The organism is Thomasclavelia ramosa DSM 1402, from assembly GCF_014131695.1.
GTDB classification, from domain to species: Bacteria; Bacillota_I; Bacilli_A; order Erysipelotrichales; family Coprobacillaceae; genus Thomasclavelia; species Thomasclavelia ramosa.
Map to the genome: position 1 here is coordinate 2,179,911 of NZ_CP036346.1, position 15,169 is coordinate 2,195,079.

Annotated in this window: 16 protein-coding genes and 1 tRNA gene; 2 read left to right on the forward strand and 15 right to left on the reverse strand. The window is 32.8% G+C overall.

Annotation, left to right across the window (positions count from 1 at the left end):
• Window positions 1-10: 10 nt before the first annotated feature.
• From EYR00_RS10560 to EYR00_RS10590, 7 genes are all read right to left on the reverse strand, one after another.
• Window positions 11-571, reverse strand: a complete 561-nt coding sequence (locus EYR00_RS10560; protein ID WP_040434199.1) for a chromate transporter — start codon at window positions 569-571, stop codon at window positions 11-13.
• A complete protein-coding gene (locus EYR00_RS10565; RefSeq protein WP_009009190.1) occupies window positions 568-1,131 on the reverse strand; it encodes a chromate transporter in 564 nt (187 codons plus the stop codon). Before EYR00_RS10565 ends, EYR00_RS10560 begins: the two co-directional genes overlap by 4 nt.
• A gap of 113 nt (window positions 1,132-1,244) precedes the next feature.
• A complete protein-coding gene (locus tag EYR00_RS10570; RefSeq protein WP_003536362.1) occupies window positions 1,245-2,432 on the reverse strand; it encodes an aspartate aminotransferase family protein in 1,188 nt (395 codons plus the stop codon).
• Window positions 2,433-2,434: 2 nt separating this feature from the next.
• Window positions 2,435-3,565 carry a M20 metallopeptidase family protein gene (locus tag EYR00_RS10575; protein ID WP_003536360.1) on the reverse strand — a complete coding sequence of 377 codons (1,131 nt, stop codon included), beginning with the start codon at window positions 3,563-3,565 and terminating at the stop codon, window positions 2,435-2,437.
• Between the two features lie 10 nt (window positions 3,566-3,575).
• Window positions 3,576-4,280 (reverse strand): 2,3,4,5-tetrahydropyridine-2,6-dicarboxylate N-acetyltransferase, encoded by a 705-nt coding sequence (gene dapD, locus EYR00_RS10580; RefSeq protein ID WP_003536358.1) that lies wholly within the window; start codon window positions 4,278-4,280, stop codon window positions 3,576-3,578.
• 14 nt (window positions 4,281-4,294) lie between these two features.
• Window positions 4,295-5,128 carry a diaminopimelate epimerase gene (gene dapF / locus EYR00_RS10585; protein ID WP_008791368.1) on the reverse strand — a complete coding sequence of 278 codons (834 nt, stop codon included), beginning with the start codon at window positions 5,126-5,128 and terminating at the stop codon, window positions 4,295-4,297.
• Window positions 5,129-5,227: 99 nt separating this feature from the next.
• On the reverse strand, window positions 5,228-6,013 hold the full coding sequence (locus tag EYR00_RS10590) for an HAD family hydrolase (protein WP_003536353.1): 786 nt from the start codon (window positions 6,011-6,013) through the stop codon (window positions 5,228-5,230).
• A gap of 258 nt (window positions 6,014-6,271) precedes the next feature.
• Here EYR00_RS10590 and nrdD point away from each other — a divergent pair, with 258 nt between their 5' ends.
• The gene (gene nrdD / locus EYR00_RS16160) at window positions 6,272-6,550 is read left to right on the forward strand and encodes an anaerobic ribonucleoside-triphosphate reductase (protein ID WP_003536351.1); all 279 of its coding nucleotides are present in this window, start codon (window positions 6,272-6,274) and stop codon (window positions 6,548-6,550) included.
• A gap of 27 nt (window positions 6,551-6,577) precedes the next feature.
• Here nrdD and EYR00_RS10600 read toward each other — a convergent pair whose 3' ends face one another.
• The 8 genes from EYR00_RS10600 to EYR00_RS10635 all read right to left on the reverse strand — a co-directional run bounded on the left by EYR00_RS10600 (window position 6,578) and on the right by EYR00_RS10635 (window position 14,932).
• Entirely contained in the window at window positions 6,578-8,440 is a 1,863-nt protein-coding gene (locus EYR00_RS10600) for an ABC transporter ATP-binding protein (RefSeq protein ID WP_003536348.1), read from the reverse strand.
• Window positions 8,433-10,166 carry an ABC transporter ATP-binding protein gene (locus tag EYR00_RS10605; protein WP_003536346.1) on the reverse strand — a complete coding sequence of 578 codons (1,734 nt, stop codon included), beginning with the start codon at window positions 10,164-10,166 and terminating at the stop codon, window positions 8,433-8,435. Before EYR00_RS10605 ends, EYR00_RS10600 begins: the two co-directional genes overlap by 8 nt.
• A 55-nt stretch (window positions 10,167-10,221) precedes the next feature.
• Window positions 10,222-10,650, reverse strand: coding sequence for a MarR family winged helix-turn-helix transcriptional regulator (locus EYR00_RS10610; protein WP_003536344.1), 429 nt, complete (start codon window positions 10,648-10,650; stop codon window positions 10,222-10,224).
• Window positions 10,651-10,777: 127 nt separating this feature from the next.
• A complete protein-coding gene (locus EYR00_RS10615) occupies window positions 10,778-11,539 on the reverse strand; it encodes a nitroreductase family protein (protein WP_003536342.1) in 762 nt (253 codons plus the stop codon).
• A 64-nt stretch (window positions 11,540-11,603) separates the two neighbouring features.
• Complete coding sequence (locus tag EYR00_RS10620; RefSeq protein ID WP_003536340.1) at window positions 11,604-13,199, reverse strand: ABC-F family ATP-binding cassette domain-containing protein; 1,596 nt, start codon at window positions 13,197-13,199, stop codon at window positions 11,604-11,606.
• A gap of 742 nt (window positions 13,200-13,941) precedes the next feature.
• Window positions 13,942-14,556: a manganese catalase family protein gene (locus tag EYR00_RS10625; protein WP_008791366.1), complete on the reverse strand. Its 615-nt coding sequence runs from the start codon at window positions 14,554-14,556 to the stop codon at window positions 13,942-13,944.
• Window positions 14,520-14,801 carry a spore coat protein CotJB gene (locus EYR00_RS10630; protein ID WP_003536321.1) on the reverse strand — a complete coding sequence of 94 codons (282 nt, stop codon included), beginning with the start codon at window positions 14,799-14,801 and terminating at the stop codon, window positions 14,520-14,522. The genes EYR00_RS10625 and EYR00_RS10630 overlap by 37 nt, the downstream gene beginning before the upstream one ends.
• The gene (locus tag EYR00_RS10635) at window positions 14,798-14,932 is read right to left on the reverse strand and encodes a spore coat associated protein CotJA (protein WP_003536319.1); all 135 of its coding nucleotides are present in this window, start codon (window positions 14,930-14,932) and stop codon (window positions 14,798-14,800) included. The genes EYR00_RS10630 and EYR00_RS10635 overlap by 4 nt, the downstream gene beginning before the upstream one ends.
• A gap of 142 nt (window positions 14,933-15,074) precedes the next feature.
• Between EYR00_RS10635 and EYR00_RS10640 the strand changes: the two genes are divergently transcribed.
• Window positions 15,075-15,148: transfer RNA gene (locus tag EYR00_RS10640), tRNA-Trp, on the forward strand.
• The last annotated feature ends 21 nt before the right edge of the window (window positions 15,149-15,169 follow it).

Genomic DNA, 15,169 nt, shown 5'->3' on the forward strand with positions numbered 1-15,169 from the left:
TCTCTCTACCTTAACTAATTCCTATATAATATAAACCAATCTGTATGATTCCAGCTATTACCATCACTGTAATCGGGTTCATTTTCTGTTTCCTTAATAAAACCAGAGCAACTATAAATATGGCTACAGAACCAAATTTCAAATTTGCAAAGTTTACTGTATCTCCAAAAAAACAGCTAACAATAATCAATAGTCCTGAAACTGCAATCAGCGACACTACAGCCGGACGAATATATTTTAAAATATTTTGAATAATTGACATTTGCTGATATTTTAAATAAATATAAGCAATCAGCGATACAATAATACATGAAGGTAAAATGCATCCCAATGTCGCTACTATAGCCCCATAAAAACTATCTATCTTTAATCCAACAAATGTTGCCGCATTAATTGCAATCGGTCCAGGTGTCATCTGGGATATCGTTATTAAATCTGTTAACTCATTCATCGTCAACCAATGATATAAATCAACTACTTGATGCTGAATCAGCGGTAAAGCAGCATATCCTCCTCCAAAACTAAATGCACCAATTTGAAGAAAACTGGAAAACAAAGTTAAAAGTTTCATTGTCTTTCCCTCCATCTGCTTACCATATTTTGTATAATTCCAATAAATCCACAACTTAAGATTACGTAAATAACATTTACATTAAAAAGATATGTTGCAATAAAAGCACATACCATAATTATAATTGGTAAGATTTCTTTTTCTTTAACAACCCCTACTGCCATATCATAAGCAACTGAAGCAATTACTGCCCCAACTCCAGCCTGCATTCCAGAAAGCATTAAGGCAATTATCTCATTGCTTTTAAAAATTTCATAAAACACTGACACTAATGATAAAATTACAAACGGTGGCAAAATCGTCGCTAAAATAGAAACTATCGCACCTTTGATTCCCGCTAATTTAAAACCAACTACAATTGCACCATTTACCGCAATTGCCCCTGGGGCAGATTGGGCAATGGCAATCAAGTCAAGCATTTCTTTTTCATCGATCCAGTTGAACTCATCAACATATTTTTTCTTCATCAATGTCACAATTACATAGCCACCGCCAAATGTAAAAGCACTTAAATAAAGATTTGTTACAAAAAGCTTCAACAACATTCCTTTTTTCATCATATCACCTTCCCTATAGTATAGTGCTAAATTATGATGATGTAAAACAAAAGATAACATTACTATTGCAATGTTATCTTAAACAATTCCTTTTTTCTATCTTTTAAAAGTAAAGATTAACTATTAATTTCATCAATAACTTCAGTAAATATACTAATCATCTCATCAACATCTTTTTCTTCAATGATGAATGGCGGCAACATTCTAATTACATTTGTTCCCGCAGTAATCAACACTAGACCTTTATCGAGAGCTTTTTGAATATATGGTTTGACTGGATGATCAAATTCTAAGCCAAGCATTAGTCCTAAACCGCGACGTTCCTTAATAAAATCATATTTTTCAACTAGTTCATCTAATTTAGTAATCAAATATTCACTGACATCTTGAACATGATCAAGCATTTGCGTTTCTTCTAAAATCTTAAAGACTGTCTTACAAGCTTTTCCAGCCATAGGGTTACCACCATAAGTAGATCCATGATCACCAGGTTTTAAAGCATCTCCGATTTTTTTATTTGCTACAAACGCTCCCATTGGGAAACCAGCCCCAATTCCTTTAGCTAGACAAACAATATCAGGCATGATTCCATATTGGAAATATGTCATGATCGTTCCTGTTCGTCCCATCCCACATTGAACTTCATCAAGAATCATTACAATCTCATGCTTATCACATAATTGTCGAATTCCCTTCATAAATTCTTGGGTGCAAACATGGATCCCCCCTTCCCCTTGAACAGGTTCTAAAATAATCGCAGCTGTTCTTGGGGTGATTAACTTAGCCACTGAATCCAAATCATTAATATCGCCATATTTTACACCCGTAATTAATGGTCCAAATGCAGTTTGATATGCAGGAGTTCCTGTTAATGTAACCGCTCCTGTAGAACGGCCATGAAAAGAATGATTCAAACTAATAATTTCACTATCAGCCTTTCCATGTTTTTCATAATAATATTTACGCGCTAACTTCAACGCCCCTTCGGTCGCTTCTGTCCCACTATTAGTAAAAAATACTTGATCAAGTTGTGTTGCTTTAATTACCGCTTCAGCAGCCTCAATTGTTTCAACACTATTAAAATAATTTGATATGTGCATTAAACGGTGCATCTGTTGACACATTGCATCTGTATACAGCTGATAATCATAGCCAAATGAATTAACACCTATTCCAGAATAAAAATCCAAATACTTTTTACCGTTTGTATCATATAAATAAACTCCATTACCGTGATCAAAAGTAACATCAAATCTACCATAAGCTTTCATAAAAGCATTATTAGCTCTATCAAAATAATCCATTTTTAGTCCCCCAATTTAATCTTATCTGCTAGACGATAATATAATTCTACTGCCTGCATCAAGACTTCTTCATCAAAATTAAATGTTTCTGTGTGTAAACCGCTAAAATATTTTGGTGTTTTAGTTCCTACATAAAAGAATATTCCTGGTACCTCTTTTTGATAGAAAGAAAAATCTTCAGCTAACATTAACGGCTCTTTTAATTCCTCATAATTCTCATCAGTTAATCTAACAAATTGCCGATATAGATCATAATCATTTAAAACCGGTGGATACATTGGCGGGCAACTAAATTCAATGGTACAGCCATAAGTTTGCTCCATCCCTTGATTAATTGCCTCCATCGTATCTGTAATTTTTTTAAAAACTGTCTCGCTGTAAGTTCTAACTGTTCCTTTAAAAGTTGTTTGATCAGCAACGATATTTCGCACAGTTCCCCCCTGAATTTCTCCAATATTAATTACGCAGCTTTCAACAGGTGCTATTACTCGAGAAATAATACTTTGATATTGACAAATTATTTGACTAGCAATCATGATTGAATCAATTCCTAAATGATATAACCCTGCATGAGCACTTTTGCCAGTTATTGTCACATCAAGTTCACCATTTTGAGCCATCAATGGTCCCGGTCGACAAGCAATCTTTCCTGCTTCGATTGTCGGCATTAAATGTAAACCAAATATTGCTCTTACATTATACTGCTTTAAAATCCCAGCTTCAACAATTAACTTTGCACCACCTGGTGATTCTTCTGCCGGCTGAAATATCAATAAGATATTATGCTTCCACTTTAAAGGCTGCTCTTTTAGTTTTTTAGCTAATCCAAGTAAAGCAGCCATATGACCATCATGACCACATGCGTGCATATAACCATTATGACATGATGTAAAACTACAATTAGTTTGTTCGGATATTTTCAATGCATCCATATCACTACGAAAAGCCAAGGTTTTATCTTGATGATTATCAAGATAAACAAGAACCCCTGTATCCAAGATTGAAATTGGTTCATATCCCATCTTAGTTAATTCATCTTTAAGATATTTTGAAGTCTTAAATTCTTGTAAACCTAGCTCAGGGATTTGATGTAATTCCTGACGCCATCTTTTAATTTCATTTAAAGCGTCCATAACTGATCTCCTAAATTTTTCTTAAATCATCCATTAACTGAGTTTTACCTTCAGTTGTTTCATCTTTTTGTTCTTTAATAATTCGAGCTGGATTTCCAACTACCACAGCCCCTGCCGGAACATCACTTGTAACAATCGAACCAGCACCAACAACTGCACCTTTACCAATGTGTACTCCTTCAATAACTACAGCATTAGCTCCAATCAATACATCATCTTCTAATATTACTGGTGAAGCACTAGGTGGTTCAATAACTCCAGCTAAAACTGCTCCAGCACCAACATGACAACGTTTCCCAACTTCTACACGACCACCTAAAACAGCTCCCATATCGATCATAGTTCCTTCACCAATCTTGACTCCAATATTTATAACTGCACCCATCATAATTACAGCATTATCGCCAATCGTTACATGTTCGCGAATAAAACATCCAGGTTCAATACGAGCATTAATATTAGTCATATCTAACATTGGAATTGCACTATTACGACGATCTTGTTCTAAATAAGAATCAACAATAACCTCTTTATTTACCTCCATATAAGCTTTAATAGCCTCTAAATCACCAATACATACTTTACTATCTTCTCCACCAAACATTTTAAATTCAGTTGCTTCTGGTAAGTTTTTCCCTTTTAAATAAACTTTTACCGGTGTTTGTTTTTTTGCATCACCAATATATTTAATTATCTCTTCTGCACTATTTAACATATCTATCTCCTTTTCTATATCTCTATTGTTCCATTAAAAACATTTGCTGCAGGTCCAGACATCATGATCGTTTCATCTACATATTCAATTTCCAAACAACCACCTAATAATTCCACTGTTACCTTACTATCCGTATAATGATTTAAATAGCATGCATACATAACTGCACAAGCACCAGTACCACAAGCCATAGTTTCACCCGAACCGCGTTCCCAAACACGCATCTTAACATAACTTTTGTTAATGATTTGAACAAATTCAGTATTAACAGATGCAGGAAACAATTGATGGTGCTCAAATTTAGGACCTATTGTTTTTAAATCCAAAGTATCTAAATCAGAAACAAAAGTCACAGTATGAGGATTCCCCATTGAAATAGTAGTTAAACGATATTCTCGCCCACCAATTTCTACCGGTTCATCAATCATTTTCTCTTTAGCATATGTACAAGGAATATCTTGACAAGTTAGGACGGGTTTGCCCATATTAACCTTTGCTCCAATACACTCATCGCCATCAAATAATAATTCTACTGTTCGTAATCCTGATTTAGTTTCAATTTTCAATACATGTTTATCACTCAATTTATGATCATAGATAAATTTAGCAAAACAGCGGATTCCATTTCCACACATCATTGCTTCACTTCCATCTAGATTAAACATTCGCATTTTAAAATCATACTGATCCGATGGTAAAATCACGATCATTCCATCACTTCCAATACCGAAATGACGATCACTTATTTTCATGATAAATTCTTTATCCATGGGAATCTCCTGATTTATTCCATCAAAGTAAATATAATCGTTACCAATGCCTTCCATTTTTGTAAAATGCAGCTGCATAATTCCCCTCCTTTTCATGTATTTACAAGATTTTATCAAATTGACTAATATTTTTCAATTCCAAGATTATATTTATTTAAAAAAGAACCTTTGCACATTTTAAAGGTTCTCTTCAGCCAATATTTCCATTACTTTCAAATACGCTCCATCAGCTTCAACCGGCTGACAAATTGTCCCATATTGATATAGTTCAGGAGCCGCATTTTCCATCACATAAGGATGCCCCACCATATTAAAAATTTCCACATCATTAAATCCATCACCAAAAAAATATGTGTTTTCTGTTTCAATTTCTAAGCGTGTTAAAATTGCCTTTAGCCCACTTGCTTTAGAATGGTACTTATTTCTAATTTCAATCAGATCATAATCATCCTCAAAAGCTAAATTAAAACAGCCAAATTGTTCAATAATCTCATTTTGTTTTTTCTTTTGACAATGAATATATAATTTAAATACCTGATCATCATATTTTTCATAATTAATTTTGTTCATATCAAAGTTAGCTTTTTTTAGAAATGGTGCAATTACCCCATCTTTTTGTAAATAAGCCCCATCTTTAAACAATAAACCATACTCTAAAGTTAATGATCGTGCTAATGAAATAGTTCGTTCAACATCACCATGATCTAAAGGCTCTTTAATAATCTCTTCACCATTTAAAATAACATGCGCTCCATCACTTAAAAGATATCCATCAAATTCAAATCCTCGAAGAGGTACTGTGATCAAAGGTAACAATCGTCCTGAAGCAATCATTACTAAAAAACCATGTTCGCGTAATTTTTGAAAAGCTTCAAACATTTGTTTAGTTGGCTTATCGATTCCCTGGCGCCAGTCAATTAATGTTCCATCCATGTCAAATAAAATTAATTTTTTCTTTTTCATTTTATCACCAGCGTCATTATAACAGTTATCTTCTCAATAAGGAATTAACATTTGTCATATTATTTCATGTTAAATATTAATAAATCAAACATATATTATAATGGTGATAGTATGAGATACATGTTTAAACGAGTTAATCGCGTATTAACTATTATTCTTTCAACTCTTATTTTCATGATAATTTGTTATTGGTGGTAATAGTGCATATTTAATGCTAGTAAAAATAGAAACCGTTATAATGATATTGAGGTGATAACCATGGAAGACATTAATAACGTTGCAGTTGAAGTTAAAAACGGTGAAATGGACGAAGAAGAAATAATTGCTTATATCAAATACTTAGAAAAAAAGTTTCCTGATGAAACACTTAAATCATTATCAATTAAAATTGACGGTGATGAGGTTGATTTAGATTATACTTTTTATCCTTTGGGTTTTGAAAGAATCCGTCGAATCACTGGATATTTAGTAGGTACTTTAGATCGGTTCAATGATGCTAAAGCTGCTGAAGAAAAAGATCGGGTCAAACATGCATAAAAAAGCAGCTCAAATCGAGCTGCTTTTTTAATCTAATTCTAAGCCACCAGTGTATAACTGATAATAAGTTCCTTTTTCTTTAATCAATTTATCATGGTCACCACGTTCAATGATCCTTCCTTGATCAAGTACCATGATGGCATCAGAATTTTTAATTGTTGATAAACGATGAGCAATAACAAAAACTGTTCGTCCTTCCATCAGTTTATCCATTCCACTTTGAACAATACTTTCTGTTCTCGTATCAATACTTGATGTTGCTTCATCTAAGATCAATACCGGTGGATTAGCAACCGCAGCCCGAGCAATAGCTAGCAGCTGACATTGTCCTTGTGATAAACTTGAACCATCACCACTCAAAATAGTTTGATACCCATGTTCTAAATGCATAATAAATTCATGAGCATTGGCTAGTTTTGCAGCTTCTATACACTCCTCATCAGTAGCATCAAGTTTACCATAACGAATATTATCCATTACTGTACCAGTAAATAAATGTGTATCTTGCAAAACGATTCCTAACGATCTTCTCAAATCTGCCTTTTTAATTAATTTAATATCAATTCCATCATAAGTTATTGAACCTTTTTGAATATCATAAAAACGGTTGATCAAATTCGTAATAGTTGTTTTACCAGCTCCTGTAGCTCCAACAAAAGCAAGCTTTTCACCAGGTTTAGCAAATAAATTCATATCATACAAAATTGTCTTATTTTCATTATATCCAAATGTAACATCATGAAAACGAACATCACCAGCTAAACGGACATATTCGATTGAACCGTCTGGTCGCTTATGCTCCCAAGCCCAAAGTCCAGTACGTTCTTTAACTGGAGATAATGTACCATCAGCATTTTCTTTAGCATTAACTAAAGAAACATGACCAAGATCATCTTCAACCTCTTCATCCATTAATGCAAAGATTCTTTCTGCACCTGCCAATGCCATCAACACCATATTTATTTGTTGAGAAATTTGTCCAATTGGCTGATTAAAAGAGCGGTTTAATTGTAGAAAGGCAGCTAATGTCCCTACCGTTAAATCCATATAGCCATTAATCGCAAGAACACCACCTACAACCGCAACTAACACATAACTTACGTATCCTAAGTTTCCAATTAACGGCATTAAAATATTAGCATATTTATTTGCTTGATATGCACTTTCAAATAATTCTTCATTGACTTTATCAAAATCAAATTTAGCTTCTTCTTCATGAGTGAAGACTTTAACAACTTTTTGTCCTTCCATCATTTCTTCAATAAAACCATTAACTTTACCTAAATTAGTTTGTTGAGCAAAGAAATACCGCCCACTACGATTAGTTACATGTTTAGAAACTAATAACATTACACAAACCATCAAAACACTAATTATCGTCATTGGAATAGACATTACAATCATTGAAACAAGAACACAAACGATCGTTGTTGCTGAAACAATAACCTGAGGTACACTTTGCGAAATCATCTGTCTTAAAGTATCAGTATCATTAGTATAGATTGACATGATATCCCCATGGTTATGAGTATCAAAATAACGAATCGGTAATTTTTCCATATGTTCAAACATCGTATCACGAATTTCTTTTAACGATCCCTGAGTCACTTTAATTAAGAGCTTATTATAACTAAAAGTAGCAATTACTCCTACTGCATAAATTGCAATCATTTTCAAAATCGCATTCGTTAACGGTCCAAAATCAGGATTTGCCATATTAATATATGGTGTAATATAATCATCGATTAAGCTTTTGATAAAGATTGTTCCCATAACACTAGCAATACTACTAACAATGATTAATAACAATATTGCAAAGCAGGTCTTTTTATGTCTTTTAACAACAAATTTAAACAATCTTTTCATTGTTTTTCCCCGACTATTACTCACTTAAAGTTCCTCCCTTCTTTTGTGTTTCATAAATTTCTTTATAAATTGCACTAGACTCCAATAGTTCATCATTAGTACCCATAGCACTGATCTGACCATCATCTAAAACAATGATTAAATCAGCATCTTCAACTGAACTAATTCTTTGAGCAATAATTAATTTTGTTGTTCCAGGGATAACTTTTTTAAACGCACTACGAATCAATGCATCTGTTTTAGTATCAACTGCACTAGTTGAATCATCTAAAATTAAAATTTTGGGTTTCTTTAGCAATGCACGAGCAATACACAATCTTTGCTTTTGCCCTCCAGAAACATTAGTTCCGCCTTGTTCTATATAGGTATCATATTTATCTGGGAAACGTTGAATAAACTCATCTGCCTGAGCTAATTTACAAGCCTCCACAATTTCTTCATCACTAGCTTCTTTATTACCCCAGCGTAAGTTTTCTTTAATTGTTCCAGAAAACAAAACATTTTTTTGTAATACCATTGCAACTTCATTTCGCAATGTTTCCAAATCGTATTTTCTAACATCTTTACCGCCAACTAAAACTTCTCCTTTAGTTACATCATATAACCGTGGAATAAGCTGAACAAAAGTTGATTTAGCACTACCGGTTCCACCAATAATCCCGATTGTTTGTCCAGATTTAATATGAACATTGATATCACGTAAATTAATTTCTTCTTGATCATCAAAATATGAGAAATTAACATTATTAAAATCAATTGAACCATCTTTAATTTCATAATCAGGCTCAGCAGGATTATGCAGCGTTGATTTTTCATTGATTACTTCACTAATACGTTGGGCTGAAGCAATTGACATAACTACCATGACAAATACCATTGAAAACATCATTAAACTCATTAAAATCATCATTACATAGGTAAATAAACTAGTTAATTCTCCAGTAGTAAGATTTCCCCCGACAATTAAGTGTGCTCCAAACCAAGAAATTCCAATAATACATCCATATACAGTTAACTGCATTAGCGGCATATTAAAAACTAAATAGTTTTCTGCCTTTACAAATAGTTTATAAATCAAAGTTGATGTCTTTTTAAATTTCTCGTCTTCATGTTCTTCACGAACATAAGCTTTAACAACCCGAATTCCATTAACATTTTCTTGAACTGAAGCGTTTAAATCATCATATGTGTTGAATACTCTTTTAAAATACGGATGAGCTCTAGTCATAAAGAAAACTAAAAGAACTCCTAAAAAGATAATTGCCACTAAAAAAACCATAGCAATCTGAGCATTGATCGTAAAAGCCATGATCATGGCACTAACCATCATCAATGGGGCACGGATACAAGCTCTTATTAACATTTGAAAAGCATTTTGGACATTAGTAACATCCGTCATCATTCTTGTAACCAATCCAGCAGTTGAATATTTATCAATATTAGCAAAAGAAAAATCTTGAATATTGTAATACATTGCCTTTCTTAGATTTTTAGCAAAACCTGTTGAGGCCTTAGCGGCATATTTACCAGCCAAACCTCCTGCCGCTAAAGAAATAAAGGAAGCGAGCAATGTAATGATTCCTAATTTAACAACCATATTCATATCTCTAACTTCTATTCCCTTATCAATGATCATCGCCATTAAAAGTGGAATTACAACTTCCAAAATAACTTCAACCACAACAAGTACAGGTGTTAAGATCGTATCTTTTTTATACTCTTTTATTTGGGCTAAAAGTGTTTTTAACATTTATATACCTCCCTAAAAATTAAATAGCGTGCTATGAATAACAGTAAAATAAATATTAAGAATTACTTCTTAATATCTTAATCAAATAACTTTGTAAATTGTCTATTTCTTCTTTTGATAATGATTCAACTAATTTTTCATCAGACTGTTGGAAAACAATCCGTAGCTGTTTATCCAGTTCTAAGGCCTTTTCAGTTACTTCAATATTTTTAGCACGAGCATCATGACGACACGGTACCCGGGTAATTAATCCCTTTACTTCTAAACGATTCAAAATTCCAGTAACTGTAGGATTAGAAATATCTAATTCTTTTTCAATATCTTTTTGATTCACACTAATTCCTTTGTCGTGAGATTTAAACAAATAAATTAATGTAAATGTCTGTGAAGCAGTTAATCCAAATTTACTAAATTGTTTATTTAAATGCTGTTCATGTAAATAAAAAACTTGTTTGATTAAAAATCCAATTTTTTTATTTGGCATTTTACCACCTCCAAAATAAATAGCACGCTATATATTATATGCAAATATTAGCAAATGTCAACTATCTTTCAATAATTATTTATCATCTTTATAAGAGCTGATAAACGATAAAAAGCTAAGAATCATCTTAGCTTTCTTCATCCTCTTTTCCCCATTGTTCAATCCATAATTTAGATGAACGAGACATTTCTTCAATAAATGGATCAGTCCATTTGCGATTATAAATATCATCGACAAAACTTCGTCCCCCACTGCTGCGATTAGCTAAAACTGCTCGATCATCAAACATTTTTACTAACTTTTCATCATCAAATTTTTCATAACGATCAACACTAACAACATATTTAGAATCAAAACGAGCAGGCTTAGTTCGATGTTGCTGCTGTTCTGTCGGATAACCCATTACAAGCATCCCCACTGGAGCTGTATATTGAGGTAAATTTAATAATTCACGATGTACTTCATACTGCTCAATGATATCACCGATAAAACAACTTCCTATTCCTAAACTTTCAGCTGCAACAACGGCATTTTGAGCTGCAATCAAAGTATCACTAAATGCTAATAAAAAATCACCATATGATGGCGAACGCATCTGTTCTTCACCATGATAATATTTAAATGCATCATACCATTTTTGATAATCAGCAACAAAGATTAAAACTAGGGGTGCTTTTGCAATAAACGGCTGATTATCACACGTCTTCGCTAATTTTTCTTTAATAGCCTGATCTTGTATATCAATAATCGAATATAATGTCATATTCCCTGCAGTCGGAGCCTGAATGGCTGCATTAAAAATTAATTGTTTTTCTTTAGCCTCAATTGGTTTATCTTGATATACACGAACCGATTTACGCTCAAATAACTGCTTAATTGTATTATTCATAATTTTCCTCCTGAAATCCCTATTGTCTATATTATACACAAAATAACAAGTAGATACCTAGTATCTACTTGTTATTTTCTTTATATTCTAAATATTCATCATATGTTGATAAACGATCTAAAATACCATTTTCATTAAATTCAATAATTCGATCAGCAATTGTTTGAACAAACTGATGGTCATGGCTGGTAAATAAAATATTCTCCTTAAAATTAATAAGTCCTTGGTTTAGGGCTTGAATTGATTCCAAATCAAGGTGATTAGTTGGTTCATCTAAAACTAAAACATTAGCTTCGGCCATCATCATCTTAGCCAGCATACAACGAACCTTTTCGCCTCCTGATAATACCGAAGCTTTTTTTAGCGCTTCTTCACCAGAAAACAACATTCTTCCTAGCCAGCCCCGAAGATCTTGCTCATATTCATCTTTAACCGAGAATTGACGCAACCAGTCTACTAAAGTTAAATCACAGTTATTAAAAAACTCGGAATTATCTTTAGGAAAATATGATTGTGACGTCGTTACTCCCCATTGGAAAGTTCCTTCATCCGGTTCAATTTCACCCATAATGATTTTAAAGAATGTCTCTGTTGCTTTAACATCGCCGACGAAAGCTACTTTTTCTTTAGGATTAATTGAGAAACTAACATTATTTAATAATTTAATACCATCAACTGTTTTTGATAATCCTTCTACTTTTAAAACAATATTTCCAACTTCTCGACCTGGTTTAAAAGCGATAAACGGATAACGACGAAGAGAAGGCTTAATATCAACCATTTCTAAGTTATCTAATAATTTTTTTCTTGAAGTTGCCTGCTTAGCTTTAGAAGCATTAGCACTGAACCGCGCAATGAATTCTTCCAATTCTTTTTTCTTAGCCTCTGCCTTTTTATTTACTTCTTTAGCTTGTTGTAATTGTAATTGGCTATATTCATACCAAAAATCGTAATTACCAACATATAATTGAATTCGCGAGTAATCAATATCAGCAATATGTGTACAAACTTTGTTTAAGAAATAACGGTCATGGCTGACAACAATAACAGTATTTTTAAAATTCAATAAGAAGTTTTCTAACCAGCGAATACTGTCTAGATCAAGGTGGTTAGTTGGTTCATCTAATAATAAAACATCAGGATTCCCAAATAATGCCTGAGCAAGCAAAACTTTTACTTTTTGGTTTCCATCTAATTCTTTCATTTTTAAATTATGTAACTCTTCACCAATCCCTAAACCATTAAGCATGATTTCTGCATCTACTTCGGCATTCCATCCATCCATTTCTGCGAATTCACCTTCAAGTTCAGCTAACTTGATTCCGTCTTCATCATTGAAATCAGGTTTAGAATATAATACTTCTTTTTCTTGCATAATTTCATAAAGACGTTTATTACCCATGATAACAGTTTCTACAACACCATTTTCATCATAAGCAAAATGATCTTGCTTCAAGACCGATAAACGTTTATGTGGTTCTAAAATTACTTCACCTTTATTAGGCTCAATTTCTCCAGCTAAAATTTTTAAAAAAGTACTCTTACCAGCTCCATTAGCACCGATGATTCCATAACAATTACCATCAGTGAATTTAACACTTACATTTTCAAACAAGGCACGATCACCATATTGTAAAGATACATTTTGTGTAGATATCATTAATTAAACTCCTTTTTACTAAGTCACATTATTATGTCATAAAGCAATGATTAAATCAATATAATTTATCATAAGATTGTTCAAATCAAGCTAATTATAACAATATTAGTATCTATCTTCATCATTATTTATTTTCCATAACAAAAAATAATTTAAATCTCCCATCTAAAATCAATATCAATATTTTAATGATGTAAAAAAAGCCGAGCTAATAAAATCCTTTGCCCAACTGAATTTATTACAACGAAAATCGAACAAATAATAGAATAGAAGAATAAATTCAGTGATCTATTGTCCCTCCCATTGAACCGTATGTACGGGTCTCGTATACGGCTCTACATTTATATCGCTATCACAAACTCTTAAGATAGTAATCGAGGGGATTGACTAAACCTAGTTTGTCTCTTTTCTTTATACCTAAAACTTTTGATGATATTGTAAAATTTACGACATTCATCGCACTTCTTCTATACCATCCTAATCTTGTATTCACACATTTATATATTTCTTCTTCACTAAACCCGCATCGACATGCCTTGTTTAGCTTCATTAAATTTCTATTCGTAACCTCGAAGATTTTGTTACACTACTTCTTTCACCCATAACATCGCTGTTAATGACTTGCGGTTCACTATACTTGGCGGTAAATACCCGTGGTTGGGCTTTCACCAACTAGATGTATGCCATGCGCGGCACACTTAAAAAAACAATACAATGAAGTATCTCATTGTATTGTTTTAATTTACTTTTTATTGCATTTACCATTTCTAAATGCTGGATTATAGGCATAGTAATTATCACTGTTTAAATGCCCTTTAACGATCTCCAACGCTTCAGCAAATCTTTGATAATGAATAATTTCACGTTCTCTTAAGAAACGAATCGGTTTTTTTATTTCCTCATCATCAACAAGAGCTAAAATGTTATCATAAGTTGTACGTGCTTTTTGCTCTGCCGCCATGTCCTCCGTTAAATCAGTAATTGGATCGCCTTTAGATTGGAAATAGGCCGCTGTAAAAGGTACATTACTTGCACCTTGTGGATAAATTCCCAAAGTATGATCAACAAAATATTTATCATAACCTTGTGCTTTTATTTGATCAATTGTTAAATCTGTAGTTAATTGATATAAAATTGCACTGATCATTTCAACATGGGCTAATTCTTCAGTACCAATATCTGTCAATAACGCTTGAATTTCTGGATATGGCATTGTATAGCGTTGAGATAAATATCTAAGTGCCGCTCCAAGCTCTCCATCAGGTCCGCCTAATTGGTCAATAATAACTGCCGCTGCTTTTGCATTCGGTTTAGTAATGTTTATAGGGTATTGCAAACGTTTTTCGTACAACCACATTTATGATCACCTACCCATGGCCAAGGTGCAGATAAGTAATCGTTTTGGTAAGCTCCAACTTCTCGATTTACTAAAGCATGACCTTGTTTTTGATATTCTTTTTTTGCTGCTTTTAAACGTGTTGCTGCCTCATTAAAATAATTCATCGCTTCTTTATCACAGGGATGAGTATCAATAAATAATGCAGAATCTTGCACTGCAAAATCCAACATCATGATTTGCATTAATAGATCATCATTTTTCATCGGCATAACTCACCCCATGGCAAATCTAACTCTTCAAAGATAGTTCCAGAGTGAAAAGCTTTAACAATTGGATATATCTTTCTAAATTCTTGGCATTTTATTGATGAAATACCTAACTCTAATTTATTCATTAAATTCCTCCTTCTACTCTAAATTATGAATATTGAAATAATTCGTATAGGTTAACATCACAAGAAACTTATTTATAATATTTATTAATTTTTTATTTACAAGATTTTACAATTATGTTATTATTAATTGGCAGTTGGAAATAGAGGTATAGTTCAATGGTAGAATACCGGTCTCCAAAACCGTTGATGTGGGTTCGACTCCTACTACCTCTGCCAGTAAACAAATAAGTGGCTAAT

Bases quoted from the DNA above. Each gene is read 5' to 3' on its own strand.
- EYR00_RS10615 (WP_003536342.1), bottom strand. From the start codon at position 11,539: ATGAATAATACAATTAAGCAGTTATTTGAGCGTAAATCGGTTCGTGTA.
- EYR00_RS10635 (WP_003536319.1), bottom strand. From the start codon at position 14,932: ATGAATAAATTAGAGTTAGGTATTTCATCAATAAAATGCCAAGAATTT.
- dapD (WP_003536358.1), bottom strand. From the start codon at position 4,280: ATGTTAAATAGTGCAGAAGAGATAATTAAATATATTGGTGATGCAAAA.
- EYR00_RS10620 (WP_003536340.1), bottom strand. From the start codon at position 13,199: ATGATATCTACACAAAATGTATCTTTACAATATGGTGATCGTGCCTTG.
- EYR00_RS10570 (WP_003536362.1), bottom strand. From the start codon at position 2,432: ATGGATTATTTTGATAGAGCTAATAATGCTTTTATGAAAGCTTATGGT.
- EYR00_RS10605 (WP_003536346.1), bottom strand. From the start codon at position 10,166: ATGTTAAAAACACTTTTAGCCCAAATAAAAGAGTATAAAAAAGATACG.
- EYR00_RS10565 (WP_009009190.1), bottom strand. From the start codon at position 1,131: ATGATGAAAAAAGGAATGTTGTTGAAGCTTTTTGTAACAAATCTTTAT.
- nrdD (WP_003536351.1), top strand. From the start codon at position 6,272: ATGGAAGACATTAATAACGTTGCAGTTGAAGTTAAAAACGGTGAAATG.
- EYR00_RS10625 (WP_008791366.1), bottom strand. From the start codon at position 14,556: ATGTGGTTGTACGAAAAACGTTTGCAATACCCTATAAACATTACTAAA.
- EYR00_RS10560 (WP_040434199.1), bottom strand. From the start codon at position 571: ATGAAACTTTTAACTTTGTTTTCCAGTTTTCTTCAAATTGGTGCATTT.
- EYR00_RS10610 (WP_003536344.1), bottom strand. From the start codon at position 10,650: ATGCCAAATAAAAAAATTGGATTTTTAATCAAACAAGTTTTTTATTTA.
- EYR00_RS10575 (WP_003536360.1), bottom strand. From the start codon at position 3,565: ATGGACGCTTTAAATGAAATTAAAAGATGGCGTCAGGAATTACATCAA.
- EYR00_RS10590 (WP_003536353.1), bottom strand. From the start codon at position 6,013: ATGAAAAAGAAAAAATTAATTTTATTTGACATGGATGGAACATTAATT.
- dapF (WP_008791368.1), bottom strand. From the start codon at position 5,128: ATGCAGCTGCATTTTACAAAAATGGAAGGCATTGGTAACGATTATATT.
- EYR00_RS10630 (WP_003536321.1), bottom strand. From the start codon at position 14,801: ATGAAAAATGATGATCTATTAATGCAAATCATGATGTTGGATTTTGCA.